We start from the raw sequence: 15,620 nt of genomic DNA on the forward strand, positions 1-15,620 counted from the left end.
TTGAATTTAAAAGTACTTAACTTTTATGCTCACGAGATTAGTATAATATACTTAGTCAAAGAACACTAGGCGTTTAGGCTTTATCCTGCTTTCTGGCATATTTGCTTGTTAGCTATAAAGGGAGTAAAATAGAATATGGCACCCCAATACAGCACCTCTTCTAATGCTAAGGGGTTCTCGACTTTTGAATATATCGTATATCCCACCCATGGAGTTGGGCAAATTATAGCGATTGAAGATCAAGAAGTCGCAGGACATAAATTAAAACTTTTTGTTATTCACTTTGCTAAAGATAAGATGGACGTAAAAGTACCAATTGCAAAAGCCATTTCTATTGGAATGCGCAAATTATCTGCAGTTGACTCTGTTGAGCGTGCACTCAAAATATTGCAAGGAAAAGCGCGAATTAAGCGAACCATGTGGTCACGTCGCGCTCAAGAATATGATACTAAAATCAATTCAGGAGATCTTATTTGCATTGCTGAAGTGGTACGCGATCTTTTTCGTTCAAACCTGCAACCTGAACAATCTTATTCTGAACGCCAACTCTATATTGCTGCACTTGACAGGATGGCGCGTGAAATTGCCGTTATAAATAGTCTTTCTGAAACAGAGGCCATCAATCTTATAGAAATGCACCTTTCTAATAGACCAAAACGTGGGTTCAAAACTGAAGTAAATGAAGCAGATGTTAGCGGCACAGTTTGTGCTGCATAGCAGGCAATTCTGTATTATTAGATACAGAATGAACAATAAAACGAAACTGGTTGTTCATGCCAGTTTCATTTTTTTTGTTATCCATTATATATAGAAGAAAAGTCTATCACCAAATTAAATGCCAACCTACACGGTGTTAGAGAATACCTAACACCAAAGCAGTGCCAAAAAAAAGAAGTCAATCCTTGGCAGGCAAAACCGAACGTCCACGATACATACCAGTTTTTAAATCAATATGATGAGGACGACGCAATTCTCCAGAATTTTTATCCTCAACATAAGTCGACGCCTTAAGGGCATCAGCCGAACGGCGCATACCCCGTCTTGATGGAGAAGTTTTTCGTTTAGGTACAGCCATAAAAAGACACTCCAAATCTACAAAAAAAACAAGCAGTGTTGGAATAACACAGCCCTTACGAACAACATAAAAAATTCTATTTGCTTATACACCGATTAAAGCTTTTTTACTAGACCTTCATTAATTTTTTATCTGACTTCTAAATACTGCCTTCTATAATGTGTATAAGCACTCAAATAAAGCTGTTTTTTAATAAACAGAGGTTACAGCTTGTGCAAACTAGATTAAAAAAGAGAAGAAAATGATATCCTCCAGCCTATAATTCTGGAGTCCTATTTTATAAAAAATAAAGGAAGCAAGAATGCATGAATTTGAAGCCCTTCTTGCAGAACACAGCAAAACTATTGAAAGACGACTTTGTACACTTTTAGATTATAAAGTCCAAAATGGTGAAATTTCTCGCCCTGAAATTTTAGTTAAAGCTATGCGTTATGGTACGCTGAATGGAGGAAAACGTTTACGTCCTTTCCTTGTCACCCAGAGTGCTGCACTTTTTGACATTTCTGCTGAACAAGTTCTTGATATTGGAAGTGCATTAGAATGTGTCCACTGTTATTCACTCATTCATGATGATCTACCATCTATGGATAATGACATTCTACGACGTGGAAAACCAACCGTTCATAAAGCATTTAACGAAGCTACAGCAATTCTAACAGGTGACGCACTTTTAACCTTTGCATTTGAAATTATTGCACATAAAGCCCATACGCTCTCTTTCGAAACAAGAATAAGATTGATCACGACTCTTGCACAATCAGCAGGTTTTGGCGGCATGGTAGGTGGACAAATACTAGATCTTGAAGCTGAAAAAAAATCGCAAGATAGCAATAACATAACCATTATACAAAACATGAAAACAGCATCTCTTATAAGATTTGCTTGTCAAGCAGGAGCAATCGTCGGCAACGCACCTGAAACTCTTATTCAAAGACTCGCGGATTTCGGAACGTCCATCGGTCTCGCTTTTCAATTAACAGATGACCTGCTTGACGTAACAACAAGTATTGAAATTCTAGGAAAAACTCCCGGTAAAGATGAAAAAGCAAACAAAGCCACTTTTGTTCGTCTTTATGGTATTCAAAAAACGCAACAAAAACGAGACGAACTCCTCTCTAAAGCAGAAGAGCTGCTGCGTCCCTTTGGCGCTAAAGCAGAAAAACTCCAACAAATAGCTCATTTTATAGCAACACGTAAAAACTAATAATCTATCTTCTATCCAAATATCAAACTATAGACATCAAAACACGAGAAGTAAAAAACTTTTTCTCTATTTCAAACAAGCCAAATTATTCTCTAGCTTTGTCCAAAACGCGTATGAATATAATCACCGAGCATTGCTTCAAATTCCTCAGCAATGTGATTTCCCCGCAAAACCTTCACCTTTTTACCTTCAATAAAAACAGGCGCTGCTGGATTTTCACCCATTCCAGGCAAAGAAATCCCAATGTCAGCGTGTTTTGACTCCCCAGGTCCATTGACAATACACCCCATTACTGCAACCTTCAATCCTTCAACACCAGGATATTTTTCGCGCCATACAGGCATATTTTTACATAAATTTGCTTCAATTTTTTGTGCCAATTGCTGAAAAACCGTTGAAGTTGTACGACCACATCCAGGACAAGCAGTAACAACGGGTAAAAATTGCCGAAATCCCATAACTTGTAAAAGCTCTTGACTTACCCTTACTTCCCGCGTCCGATCCCCACCGGGTTCAGGAGTTAATGAAACGCGGATCGTGTCCCCAATCCCTTGTTGCAACAAAATTCCCAAAGCAACAGAAGATGCAACGATACCCTTTGTTCCCATACCTGCTTCAGTCAATCCCAAATGAAGTGCATAATCACAGCGTTCTGCTAGGATGCTATAGACAGAAACAAGATCTTGTACATCACTCACTTTAGCAGAAAGAATAATTTTATCGCGTCCCAGCCCAATATCTTCAGCTAAAAGAGCAGAATGAATTGCAGACTGGACAACAGCCTCCCACATTACTTCAGCAACAGGTAGGGGATCTTTTCTCTCAGCATTTTCATCCATAAGTCGTGTTAACAACACATTATCAAGTGATCCCCAATTGACACCAATTCGAATAGGCTTACAATATCGACAAGCAATCTCAATAATTTCTGCAAACTGACGATCCTTTTTTGCACCGAAACCAACGTTTCCAGGGTTGATCCGATATTTTGCAAGCGCCTCAGCACAAGCAGGATGTTCTGATAAAAGTTTGTGACCAATATAATGAAAATCGCCTACTAATGGTACAAAAATACCCAACTGTTCTAATCGCTGCCGTATTTTAGGAACAGCGGCAGCTGATTCATCACGATCAACAGTTATCCGCACCAGCTGCGAACCTGCTCTCCAAAGAGCTTCAATTTGTGCGACTGTTGCTTCAACATCAGCAGTATCAGTATTGGTCATTGACTGGACAACTATCGGACTATGACCACCAACTACGACATCACCAACCATCACAGCAACAGATCGACGACGCTCAAAAGGCTTAGACAAATAATATGCTGTATTCATCAAATCCTCAAATCCAAAAAATCCGTGCTATCGCTCATCACAACAGCAACACCTACGAATACAATTCGAAAAAATGAATTAAAAAAACGACCTTACCGAACAAAAACCTGACTTTCGCCCCTAGTCAACATGCAGCGCAATTAGTGAAATTTCTAAATTCTCAAGCTGCCATGCCAAACGTCCAAAATACAATTTCTATTGCTGTAAGATGACATAATTTGCTATTATATTACAAAATATGTCCATTTTCAGTATATTCTCACGATACTAAAATTTAAAATATATTGCGAAATAAAAATGAGTCCAGTATTATAAACCATTCAGGTTCGAATATGATAATAAAATTTTGATAACACTTCTGAAAAATTGAATACACAGAAAAAGTAACTTCACCCCCAATAACCACATTAGCCATAGCAATAGTTTTGGCTACCTCTCTTAGATTAAAAGAGCAAAACCCTTCTCAGCAATAAAGCCCTTTAATATCCATCCAAAAATAGGAATTTCTCTATACATCTGGGCAGACGTTGCAAACACTATCACTTGTACAAATCAAAAATAAAAATAATAACTTATAATCTTCATAAGAATAAACCAAACAAAATCTTCTAGGGTAAATGCCCACTTACTGAAAGAAAAAGGTATAAAAATCAGACTTAAAAGACCCATAAACTCAACCTCCAGAAGTGTTTTGCGAAGTATCCACATATGTAACTACAGACATACCAGGAATCAACTTTTCAATACCCTCTTGCCCAGGATCTATAGCAATACGAACTGAAATACGTTGCGCAATTTTTATAAAATTACCAATTGCTGTATCCGTTTTTAATAATGAAAACTCTGAACCTGTAGCAGGTGCAAAACGAACAACGCACCCTGTTAATTTCTGATTATTCAATGCATCAACAGAAAAGATCACAGGTTGTCCAACACGCATTTGAGAAAGTTGCGTTTCTTTATAATTAGCAATAATCCAAATATCATCAGAAATGACAGACACTAACTGTGTACCAGGTAAAACATACTGCCCTACCCGTGCACCAACTAACCCGACATACCCCGTTCTAGGAGATAAAATTTTAGTATGATTTAAATTTAGCTTAGCTAATTCAACGCCAACTTTTGCTCCAGCAACCTCCGACTGCAAGCTTTGCTTTTCAAGATCCAATTGTTTTCGCAATTGACGTTTTGTTTCCAGTGTTTCTAATAATTGCGAAAGGGAACGAGAAACTGAACTTGAAATCTCGCCAAAACTTGATTTCTTATTTCCAGAAGGGGCGCTAGAGAATGTTTGAGACCGTGCTAACTCAGCCTCTGCAATATTAATTTCCCCCTGCAAAAGCTGAATCTGCAACAAAATACTTGCGAGTTTTGCATTTTTTGAATCAAGCACGGCCTGTGCTTGAGCAAGTTGCTGCCGAAAAAGAGAATCATCAAGCTCAAACAAAAGCATCCCCTGTTCAACTTTTTGATAATCTTGAACATAGATTCGTGCAACAACACCAGGAATCTGCGGACTTACAAGAGTAACATTCCCCTTAATAGAAGCGTTATCCGTTACTTGAATTGTACTTACAAAAGGAGGAAGATTCCAAGCCCATAAAATGAGCAAGACACCTGCAACACCCGATAGAAATGCAATAATCGTCGCCCTCGACCGCAATGCCGTTATCATATCTCTCACTCCTCTTTAGTAACATTGCTTTGCTGTTTAAACGCGATCAAAGAGCGTGATCTTAAAAAGACTTTTACAAGAAAAATAACAAATACAACCGTTGCAATATAAAAATAAAGACGAAAAACATCATTATAAGCAAAAATATTTGCTGTTAACTTAAGTTTCTCAACAAACGCAGAAATGTCTTGTCTATCTTCGAATGCATGAGGAATGGAAACACCATAAAGAGGCGACAATAAGGTACTCATCTCACTTGAAACAAGTGGATCCGTAGCAACAATACTCTGAGTTAAGCGTTCAAAATGCTTATGTGCGAAAAAAAACTGTAAACTTCCAAAAAAGGCCGAACTCATCAATCCACCTGTCACTTGTGTCAACAAAAGAATGGCAATAAAACTTAAAACATAACTAGGCCCTCGCCTGCTTGCTATAACAAATCCCTTAAAAAGAGCGGGAGGTAAAAAGAGTGCGTAACCAAATCCTATTAATCCCTGACTTAGCATCATATCCTCTGGACGAGTCAAATGACCTATGTAACTATCTAAATAAGATCCGAGCGCCAAACAGCTCAAAGACAAAAGATAAAAATAATCTTCACGACCAGCTTGCAAAAAAAAGACACAAACCGCTCCCCCCAAAATAATCCCAAGCGTCACAGCGAAATACATAGGCATCATTTCTCGATTGAATAAGCCAAAAAGATTAAAAAAACCCGACGCCAAAGTAGATTGTTCCAGTAAAAGAACTCGAAATACTAATAAAATGAGAACGGATTGTACCATTTCTCTACTAAAAAGCCAACGTAAATCAATTAATGGTTTTTCTCTATTAAGCTCAACAATGGTTGCAGTAACCAAAAATACAATGACAAGCGCAAGCCCCCAACCAATCCACGGCGCTTCAAACCACCAATATAATTTACCAATAGAAATTATTACTGCATTCAGTCCAAGACCAAATGCAATCAAACCATAGCTTATCCAATCTAATGTTTTAATATCTTTATTACGTGGAACAGGAGTCAGTGGAAGAAAAAAGATACATCCTAAACTGATAAGAACCAACCCCATCTCCATCGCTGAAAGACTAGAAAATCCACCACTCTCTAGCAAATCAGGCGAAATTAAATGAGATAAGGGAACCGCTAAAGTTGCATTCATATAATTTAGGCTGAGACCAATAGTAAATTTCTTCTCTGGCGCAAAAGCTTCCATCATATAAAGAAGCGCTAAAGAAGCCAGCGGCGCTGCAGCAATACCAGCAAAAAAACGAATGATCAACGCAGAATTTAAATCTGTAACAAATAGCTGAAAAATACAAACCAAAACAAACCCAAGAATTGACAATTCCGCAAAAGCACGCAATCCAAATTGGTAGCGGATCTTGATCAACATGATTGCAACACTCACATTTGGTGCCATATAGGCAGCAACTAACCACATAGTTTCAGTTGTAGTTGCATGAAAATCACCAGTCAGCTGAATAATATTTGATTGAACAACCGTAGCTCCTAAGCCATAAGCCCACTGCAGAATAAAAGAGGCAAAAATGTAAAAAAAACATCTTGGCAGAGAACCTGCAAAAATAGCGCCTGAATGAGGGGGGAAACCAATCTCCTCAGCAGACATAATCGCGCTTTTTTTGTCGCTCATGTCTCTTTTTCCTGCATAATCCGTTATGCCTCCGGTAATACATCACCAAGAATTGTTAGTTGACGAAAAAATTCTTCTACTTTATGGCCTTTTCCGTCGCTTAATTCTCCTTCTAATGTCGCTCGAATCTGCAAAATATTCTGCTCCAATGCATCAAAAGAAAGATGCTCAATAGCAACAACTTTCTCTACCAAAAGAGAACATCCCGAAGAAGTAATATCCGCAACACCTCCAAAAACAGCAAACAACCTCTCACCCGAAGAAGATAAAACACGAACACTGCCTAATTCAATACTTGCCAGTAAAGGCGCATGATGAGCCATCACTGTTAAAACACCAGAAGCTGAAGGAAGGACAACAGACATCACCTGGTCTGAAAAAACAAGCTTTTCAGGAGACACAAGCTCAAACAAAAAATGTCCTACCTTACTGTTTTCCAAAGTAACCTCCACAAAACCTAATACAGAAATCTCTTTCTATCTTCGCGACGAACACTCATCATAGACTATCTTTTACGAAGAGGCCTCCGCAGCGAGGCGTCTTCCTTTTTCAACAGCTTCATCGATAGAACCAACCATATAAAAAGCTGCTTCTGGCAAACCGTCATAATCACCAGCACAAAGACCTTTAAATCCTTTAATTGTATCCTCTAAAGGTACAAGTTTTCCAGGAGAACCAGTAAAAGCTTCAGCAACGTGGAAAGGCTGCGAAAGGAAACGTTCAATCTTACGCGCACGCCCAACTAGCAACTTATCATCTTCGGAAAGCTCATCCATTCCAAGAATAGCAATAATATCCTGTAATGAGCGATACCGTTGTAAAATAGTTTGAACTTGACAAGCAACTGTATAATGCTCTTCACCTACAATCAACGGATCTAACATGCGAGAAAAAGAATCAAGAGGATCAACCGCTGGATAAATACCTTTTTCAGCAATAGAACGTGAAAGAACTGTCGTTGCATCCAAATGTGCAAAAGATGTCGCAGGAGCCGGATCAGTTAAATCATCTGCTGGAACATAAATTGCCTGAACAGAAGTAATAGACCCTACTTTAGTACTGGTAATACGTTCTTGCAAAGCACCCATATCCGTCGCCAAGGTTGGCTGATAACCAACAGCAGAAGGAATACGCCCTAAAAGAGCCGAAACCTCGGCTCCTGCTTGCGTAAAACGGAAAATATTATCCACAAAGAAAAGAACATCCTGCCCCTCATCACGGAAACTCTCTGCAATAGTCAACCCTGAAAGAGCAACACGGGCACGTGCTCCTGGCGGCTCATTCATTTGCCCATAAACAAGCGCACACTTCGACCCTTCCGTTGAACCATTATTATCCTTTGGATTGACATTCACACGGCTTTCAATCATTTCATAGTAAAGATCATTACCCTCACGCGTTCTCTCTCCCACACCAGCAAATACTGAATATCCACCATGAGCCTTTGCAATATTGTTTATGAGCTCCATAATTAAAACGGTTTTACCAACACCAGCACCCCCGAACAAACCAACCTTACCACCTTTAGAGTAAGGTGCTAACAAATCTACAACTTTAATTCCAGTAACAAGAATTTCTGTAGCCGTCGATTGCTCAACATATGGAGGAGCATCCTGATGAATCGAACGCATCTTGGTCGTAGCAATCGGCCCAACATTATCAACCGGCTCTCCAATAACATTCATAATACGGCCAAGCGTTGCTTCCCCAACAGGCACACTAATCTGTGTTCCCGTATCAAAAACCTTCTGACCACGCACAAGACCATCTGTTGTATCCATAGCAATGGTACGTACTGTATTTTCACCTAAATGTTGAGCAACCTCTAAAACCAACCGATTGCCTAAATTTTCTGTTTCCAACGCATTAAGAATGTTAGGCAACGCATCTTCAAACTGCACATCAACAACAGCACCAATAACCTGCTTGATTTCTCCAACAGAACCTTTTGTATATATTTCTTTAGAATAAGTCCGCAATGAATTTAAAGAAGCCCTTACACCAACTCGAGACTTTGAGGTATCTTTTTTCACACTCGAACGAGCAGTTACTTTTTTTTCTTCAACCTTTGATGTGCCTCTACTTGCCGCCACTGCTTTTACCATCAATTCTTACCTCTTCAATTTAAAGCGCTTCAGCGCCTGCAATAATTTCGATCAATTCCGTAGTGATCTGCGCCTGACGCTGCCGATTGTAAGTAACTGTCAATTTATTAATCATCTCACCTGCATTTCGCGACGCACTATCCATAGCCCCCATCTTCGCACCCATTTCACCAGCAACATTCTCAAGCAAAGCCCGAAATATTTGTACCGAAATATTACGTGGCACAAGCTCATCTAAAAGAGAAACTGCATCAGTTTCATAATCATAAGCTGTCGAATGCAAAATTCTATTTTTATCTGTTTTTTCAGAAATGTTACCTCTTTTAATAACAGCCTCTGAATAAACAGTTGGGATGAGGCCAAAAATTGTCGGACGCTGATTAATTACCGAAATAAACTCAGAATAAAATAGCGTACACACATCAAATGCTCTTTCATTGAACAAATCAATAATACGCTGGCCAATCATCGCTGCCTCTGAAAAACCAATACGCTTTACAGAACGCAAATCAATATGGTCAATCATCAAGGATTTGTAATCACGCATTAAAATATCTGCCCCCTTTTTGCCAACAGTTAAAATTTTAACTATCTTACCAGCAGAAAGAAGTACTTCTATTTGCTTACGAGCACGACGCGCAATTTGCACATTAAATGCACCACATAATCCACGCTCAGCTGTACAAACAACCAAAAGGTGCACATCATCACGACCAGTGCCACGCATCAAGGGAGGAGCATCAACCTCATCAACATCAGCAGCAACATTAGCCAAAATAGAAGCCATCCGTTGTGCATAAGGACGTGCAAACTCAGCGGCCTCTTGTGCACGATACAACCTTGCCGCAGCAACCATTTGCATGGCCTTTGTAATCTTTTGTGTTGCCTTAACTGAGGCAATTCGGTCCCTAAGATCTTTCAGCGATGCCATACGAACATTCCACTAATTCATCATCCAAAATTTCTCGAATAAGTATCAAGAACTGCAACCAATTTGCCCTTAATATCATCCGTTATCTGCTTTTGGCTAGCGATTGCATCCAAAAGATCTTGATAGTCACTACGCAAAAGCGTCAAAAGACCTCGCTCGAAACGACTAACATCAGAAATAGTCAAGGAATCAAGATAACCATTCACACCAGCAAAGATAACAATAACCTGCTCCTCTACTTTAAGTGGAGAAAATTGTGGCTGTTTTAAAAGCTCTGTTAAGCGTGCACCACGATTTAGAAGGCGCTGAGTTGAAGCATCCAAATCTGAACCAAATTGCGCAAAAGCTGCCATTTCTCTATATTGAGCTAATTCACCTTTTATAGAACCAGCAACTTGCTTCATTGCCTTAATTTGCGCAGCTGAACCAACACGAGACACAGAAAGACCAACATTCACAGCAGGACGAATCCCTTGATAAAACAAATTTGTTTCTAAAAAAATCTGCCCATCTGTAATAGAAATCACATTCGTTGGAATATAAGCAGAAACATCATTTGCTTGGGTTTCAATAACCGGTAAAGCAGTTAAAGATCCAGAACCATTCTCAGCATTTAATTTTGCAGCTCTCTCCAAAAGACGTGAATGCAAATAAAAAACATCTCCAGGATAAGCTTCACGACCAGGTGGACGACGAAGCAGAAGAGACATTTGACGATAAGCAACTGCTTGTTTTGAAAGATCATCATAACCAATCAAAGCATGCTGACCATTATCTCGAAAATACTCCCCCATTGCACAACCAGCAAGAGGCGCAATAAACTGCAATGGAGCAGGATCAGAAGCCGTAGCCGCTACAATAATCGAATAATCAAGAGCTCCACGCTCTTCAAGAACTTTCACAAATTGTGCAACTGTTGAACGCTTTTGGCCAACAGCAACATAAATACAATATACCTTATCTTGGTCTTTCCCAGCACCTTTTTCATGAAAGGACTTCTGATTTAAGAATGTATCGAGTAAAATTGCCGTTTTACCTGTTTGGCGATCACCAATCACCAATTCGCGCTGTCCACGCCCAATGGGAATGAGAGCATCAATCGCTTTTAATCCCGTCGACATCGGCTCATGAACCGATTGACGTGGAATAATTCCAGGAGCTTTCACATCAACCAGACGACGCTCTGTTGCTTTAATGGGCCCTTTGCCATCTATAGGATTTCCAAGTGCATCAACAACACGACCAAGCAAAGACGGCCCCACGGGAACATCAACGATAGTGCCTAACCGTTTAACACAATCACCTTCACGAATATCGCGATCTGATCCAAAAATCACCACACCGACATTATCAACTTCCAAATTAAGTGCCATCCCACGCACACCATTTGAAAAGGAGACCATTTCACCCGCTTGTACATTATCCAAACCATAAACGCGGGCAATACCATCACCCACGGATAAAACCCAACCAATCTCTGAAACTTCAGCCTTTTGGTCAAAGTTTCTGATTTGTTCTTTTAAAATTTTTGAAATTTCAGATGGTCTAATATCCATCAGCTGACCTCTTTTTTCAATGCAAGCTTAAGCGAAGATAATTTCGCCACAAGGGACGCATCAATCTGCGATGATCCTAAGCGAATGATTAACCCACCAAGGATTGTCGGATCAACAGAGATGCGCAAAAAAACTTTTCCCCCAACAACACTCTCTAAAGTTGTACGCAACTTTTTCTCTTGAAAAGAATTCAACGGACGTGCAGAAACAATCTGTGCTGAAGTTTCTCCTCGAAATAAAGCAACACAACGTCGAAAAGCATGTAAAATATCAGATATAGCGTAAAGCCGGCGATTTAATGCAACAACACATAAAAAATTACAAACAATCCGACCTGCACTTTCATCAGCAAAACCGATTCTTTCGCAAACAGAACAAATCGCTTTGATCTGTTCTTTTACGGAAAAAAACGAGCTTTTTGCAAAGTACTTCAAATCTTCATTTTTATCCAAAATAAGTAGAAAGGATGCCACTGCTTCTTCAACATCTTCAATGGATCCAACTTCTTGAACGAGATCAAAAAGTGCCTGCGCATAGCGTTGTTCTGCTAACGGCAGCGGCGTAAGAGAAAATGAACCCGACACGAAATACGGCCTTTTTTCCTGAACGACTCTCTGACAATCATCAAACGAAATGGGTCAGATATCCCAAATCTTAAGAATCTTCTAATTAAAACGAAAAACGAAAAACTTTCCAGTTCCTAGCATAGACACTATCGACTCGCAACACCACAAATCAATGCTTTTTAAAAAAATTAATAAAATTCTTAAACCGCCTCTGAAAATGATTTAAAAAACACTCTTCACATCAAAAGAAAGAAACTTTCTTAAACGGATACCCCTATGTTATTCTACTGTGTTCTCAAAAAAAACTTTGCGGATCAATATCAATTTGAACACGAACAGAACTCGGTATCTTAGGAGCATTTGCAAGCATCGTATGAATAAACCTTTGCATGTGAAAAGAACGCTGTCCCTGTAGCAAAAGCCGAAAACGATAACGTCTACGCACAAGAGCCAGCTGTGCCTCTGCTGGCCCCATGAGCGAAACATTCTTTTCTTGTGGTGCCGCTTGACGTAACACCCGTGCATAATGTTCTGCAGCTTGGCGCTTCTCCGAAGACACAATCAAAGCAGCAAGCCGACCATAAGGCGGAAGATAATGATGCCGACGTGAGGCAATCTCATATTTATAAAAGTCCTCACGTTTTCGCGAAAGCAAAGCTTGTATAACAGGGTGATCAGGCTGATAAGTTTGCAATAATCCTAAACTTTTTAACCCCGTACGTCCTGCCCTCCCCGTAACCTGAGATAAAAGCTGGAAAGTACGTTCAGCAGCACGTAAATCGCCATTAGAAAGGCCAAGATCTGCATCAATTACCCCAACTAAAGATAATTTAGGAAAATGATATCCCTTAGCGACTAATTGTGTCCCAATGATAATATCAACATCCCCATTAGCAACCGCTTCCAATTCACGTCGTAACTGGCCAATACCGCCTTTTAAATCAGCTGATAAAATCAATAATCGAACATGTGGGAAAAGCCTCCGTGTCTCTTCAGCGATTCTCTCTACACCAGGACCGCAAGCTACAAGATGATCTAAAGTCCCACATTCAGAACACGCCTCTGGAAGTGGTTGATGATACCCGCAATGATGACATTTCAGCTGACCTTGTAAGCGATGTTCAACCAGCCAGCTTGAACAATCTGCACAATGAAAACGATATCCACAAACTCGACACAAAGTTAAAGGTGCATAGCCACGCCGGTTGAGAAAAAGGAGTGCTTGCTCTCCCTTCTCAACAGTTTGTATCAAAGCACGTTCAAGAGTGGAAGAGATAAAACACTCTCTTTTTACATTCTTTTGACGCATATCAATCACCTGCAAATGAGGCAGAGCTACCTCATTAAAACGCGATGGCAAATTAACCTGCTGATAACGCCCCCACAAAACATTAGCCTGGCTTTCAATCGATGGTGTAGCAGAAGACAGAATAACAGGAAAATTCTCATAAGATCCACGCGCAACCGCCATATCACGTGCGTGATAAAAAATGCGCTCTTCCTGTTTATAAGCACCGTCATGCTCTTCATCAACAACAATTAACCCAAGATCTTGAAAAGGTAAAAAAAGCGCCGAACGTGCACCAGCAACAACCCGTACCCGCCCTTCCACAACTTGCCGCCACACGCGTTCCCGACGACGTGGTGCCAAATCTGAATGCCACTCGGCCGCTGATGCTCCAAAGCGTGCATAAAAACGATCTAAAAATTGCTGCGTTAAAGCAATTTCCGGCAATAAAATCAAAACTTGCTTATTCTTCCTTAGCGCCTGAGCAACTGCTTCAAAATAAACTTCCGTCTTTCCTGATCCAGTAACACCATCAAGTAAAAAAACTTGAAACTGCGAAGATACAACACCCTTCCGCAACACTGCAGCAGCTAAACTCTGTGCGCCTTCCAGTACAGGAGAACAAAAATCAGGGTCAGGCATTGCCACGAGAGTAGGCACAGGCAAAATAGCATCTTCAAAAACACCAAGTGATTTTAACCCATCAACAACAGAAACAGAAGTTCCAGCTGCATGAGCAAGACCAGAACGCGTCCAAACCATTCCATCACACGCTAACGCCAAAACTTTTGCTCTCGCCGGCGTTAAACGCTCCACATCTCCACCACAATACCTCAGCCCAAGAACTTGCTCTTCTGATTCTAAAGCGGATGGAACACATAAAACTAATCGTGCAACAAGACCAAAAGGAGCCATAGTATACTGACTAACAAAATATAAAAATCTAATCATTTCAGTTTTTAACGGTGGACAATCAAAAACATGAAGAATAAAACGTAGTTTCTCCTGTGATACAGGTGCAACCTTTCGCCCAATAAGCTCTACCTGTTCTCCAATATCTACTACAAAACCACAAACTTCCCTCCCCATTACTGGAACACGAACAAAAGAACCAACCTCTACCTTCATTGAGGAAGGAACTTTGTAACTATAAGTATGGGCAACAGGAAGAGACACTAAAACTGAAACAATCTTTTCCTCTGTCACAGATTTTATCCCTTACACCAATGTTTTGTCTGAATCCCACAATATTGCACTTGCACAATTATTTTGTCATACTCTCAAATGTGAGAGAATCCTTTTTGAGCAATCTAACACTTTAACCCTACTGATAACATCTCACCAATAATAACCATTCCAATTCATCTATGATACCAACACCATAAATAAACGTTTTTACATTTTTTCCTTTCTACTAATACTCAAATCTTTGCTTTTTCCAACAGAGATCTTAACTTACCATGTAAATGCCAACTTTTCCGTTTGCTTGTTCAGCAGCAAATAATACACAATAAAAACAGGACGAGATGCCAGAGTGCAAATCTTAAATAACTAAAAAACAAGGAGATTTTAAATGAAGTTTTTTGTAGACAGCGCTCATATTGAAGAAATCAAAGAATTACAAAGCCTAGGCTTAGTTGATGGCGTCACCACAAATCCCTCACTAATCCTAAAATCAGAACGCAATATTCTTGAGGTTATAAAAGAAATTTGTTTTCTTGTAGAAGGGCCTGTCTCCGCTGAAGTTACAGCAACAAAATTTGAAACAATCATGAAAGAATCGGAAATTTTAGCTAAAATTGCCGATAATATTTGCATCAAACTCCCTCTAACATTTGATGGGCTCAAAGCGTGCAGAGAACTCACTACACAAGGATTGAAAACAAATTTGACCCTATGTTTTTCTGCTAACCAAGCCCTATTAGCTGCAAAAGCAGGAGCAACATTTATCTCCCCTTTCGTTGGCAGAATTGATGATTGCGGAGTGAACGGCAACGAACTACTTCACGAAATTCGTACTATTTATGACCAATATCACTTCACAACGAAAATTTTGGCTGCTTCTATCCGTAGTGTCAACCACGTTAAGGAAGCAGCACTAAATGGCGCAGATGTTGCAACTATTCCACCAAAAATATTAAAAGATCTAGTCAAACATCCCCTAACTGATCAAGGATTGCAGATATTCTCAACTGATTGGGCAAAAACCGGTCAAAGTATCATATAAA

Annotated in this window: 13 protein-coding genes; 3 read left to right on the forward strand and 10 right to left on the reverse strand. The window is 39.8% G+C overall.

Translation table 11 applies throughout. The annotated features are described in order from the left end of the window. The first annotated feature begins 135 nt into the window (after positions 1–135). Positions 136–717 carry a CarD family transcriptional regulator gene (locus V4P54_RS04965; protein ID WP_455476923.1) on the forward strand — a complete coding sequence of 194 codons (582 nt, stop codon included), beginning with the start codon at positions 136–138 and terminating at the stop codon, positions 715–717. Positions 718–895: 178 nt separating this feature from the next. On the opposite strand, the gene rpmF is transcribed toward V4P54_RS04965, so the two are convergent. Then, the gene (gene rpmF / locus V4P54_RS04970; protein ID WP_455476924.1) at positions 896–1,075 is read right to left on the reverse strand and encodes a 50S ribosomal protein L32; all 180 of its coding nucleotides are present in this window, start codon (positions 1,073–1,075) and stop codon (positions 896–898) included. A gap of 301 nt (positions 1,076–1,376) precedes the next feature. Between rpmF and V4P54_RS04975 the strand changes: the two genes are divergently transcribed. Beyond that, positions 1,377–2,279, forward strand: a complete 903-nt coding sequence (locus tag V4P54_RS04975) for a polyprenyl synthetase family protein (protein ID WP_455476925.1) — start codon at positions 1,377–1,379, stop codon at positions 2,277–2,279. Positions 2,280–2,371: 92 nt separating this feature from the next. Here V4P54_RS04975 and ispG read toward each other — a convergent pair whose 3' ends face one another. From ispG to V4P54_RS05020, 9 genes are all read right to left on the reverse strand, one after another. After that, complete coding sequence (gene ispG / locus V4P54_RS04980; RefSeq protein ID WP_455476926.1) at positions 2,372–3,613, reverse strand: flavodoxin-dependent (E)-4-hydroxy-3-methylbut-2-enyl-diphosphate synthase; 1,242 nt, start codon at positions 3,611–3,613, stop codon at positions 2,372–2,374. 673 nt (positions 3,614–4,286) lie between these two features. After that, a complete protein-coding gene (locus V4P54_RS04985) occupies positions 4,287–5,291 on the reverse strand; it encodes an HlyD family secretion protein (RefSeq protein WP_455476927.1) in 1,005 nt (334 codons plus the stop codon). Between the two features lie 5 nt (positions 5,292–5,296). Beyond that, positions 5,297–6,946, reverse strand: a complete 1,650-nt coding sequence (locus tag V4P54_RS04990) for an MFS transporter (protein ID WP_455476928.1) — start codon at positions 6,944–6,946, stop codon at positions 5,297–5,299. Positions 6,947–6,969: 23 nt separating this feature from the next. Beyond that, positions 6,970–7,386: a F0F1 ATP synthase subunit epsilon gene (locus V4P54_RS04995; RefSeq protein WP_455476929.1), complete on the reverse strand. Its 417-nt coding sequence runs from the start codon at positions 7,384–7,386 to the stop codon at positions 6,970–6,972. Between the two features lie 72 nt (positions 7,387–7,458). Further along, positions 7,459–9,051, reverse strand: coding sequence for a F0F1 ATP synthase subunit beta (gene atpD, locus V4P54_RS05000; RefSeq protein WP_455476930.1), 1,593 nt, complete (start codon positions 9,049–9,051; stop codon positions 7,459–7,461). Between the two features lie 19 nt (positions 9,052–9,070). Beyond that, positions 9,071–9,982: a F0F1 ATP synthase subunit gamma gene (locus V4P54_RS05005; RefSeq protein ID WP_455476931.1), complete on the reverse strand. Its 912-nt coding sequence runs from the start codon at positions 9,980–9,982 to the stop codon at positions 9,071–9,073. Between the two features lie 20 nt (positions 9,983–10,002). Continuing rightward, positions 10,003–11,538 (reverse strand): F0F1 ATP synthase subunit alpha, encoded by a 1,536-nt coding sequence (gene atpA, locus V4P54_RS05010; RefSeq protein WP_455476932.1) that lies wholly within the window; start codon positions 11,536–11,538, stop codon positions 10,003–10,005. Further along, entirely contained in the window at positions 11,538–12,122 is a 585-nt protein-coding gene (gene atpH, locus V4P54_RS05015; protein ID WP_455476933.1) for an ATP synthase F1 subunit delta, read from the reverse strand. Before atpH ends, atpA begins: the two co-directional genes overlap by 1 nt. Before the next feature lie 277 nt (positions 12,123–12,399). Then, positions 12,400–14,598, reverse strand: a complete 2,199-nt coding sequence (locus tag V4P54_RS05020) for a primosomal protein N' (protein WP_455476934.1) — start codon at positions 14,596–14,598, stop codon at positions 12,400–12,402. A gap of 367 nt (positions 14,599–14,965) precedes the next feature. On the opposite strand from V4P54_RS05020, the gene fsa reads away from it, so the two are divergent. Further along, positions 14,966–15,619 (forward strand): fructose-6-phosphate aldolase, encoded by a 654-nt coding sequence (gene fsa, locus V4P54_RS05025; RefSeq protein WP_455476935.1) that lies wholly within the window; start codon positions 14,966–14,968, stop codon positions 15,617–15,619. Position 15,620 lies beyond the last annotated feature (1 nt).

It is taken from the genome of Bartonella sp. B41 (genome assembly GCF_053795765.1).

Coding starts and splice junctions, on each gene's coding strand:
- V4P54_RS04965 (WP_455476923.1), top strand. CDS start 136: ATGGCACCCCAATACAGCACCTCTTCTAATGCTAAGGGGTTCTCGACT.
- rpmF (WP_455476924.1), bottom strand. CDS start 1,075: ATGGCTGTACCTAAACGAAAAACTTCTCCATCAAGACGGGGTATGCGC.
- V4P54_RS04975 (WP_455476925.1), top strand. CDS start 1,377: ATGCATGAATTTGAAGCCCTTCTTGCAGAACACAGCAAAACTATTGAA.
- ispG (WP_455476926.1), bottom strand. CDS start 3,613: ATGAATACAGCATATTATTTGTCTAAGCCTTTTGAGCGTCGTCGATCT.
- V4P54_RS04985 (WP_455476927.1), bottom strand. CDS start 5,291: ATGATAACGGCATTGCGGTCGAGGGCGACGATTATTGCATTTCTATCG.
- V4P54_RS04990 (WP_455476928.1), bottom strand. CDS start 6,946: ATGAGCGACAAAAAAAGCGCGATTATGTCTGCTGAGGAGATTGGTTTC.
- atpD (WP_455476930.1), bottom strand. CDS start 9,051: ATGGTAAAAGCAGTGGCGGCAAGTAGAGGCACATCAAAGGTTGAAGAA.
- V4P54_RS05005 (WP_455476931.1), bottom strand. CDS start 9,982: ATGGCATCGCTGAAAGATCTTAGGGACCGAATTGCCTCAGTTAAGGCA.
- atpA (WP_455476932.1), bottom strand. CDS start 11,538: ATGGATATTAGACCATCTGAAATTTCAAAAATTTTAAAAGAACAAATC.
- fsa (WP_455476935.1), top strand. CDS start 14,966: ATGAAGTTTTTTGTAGACAGCGCTCATATTGAAGAAATCAAAGAATTA.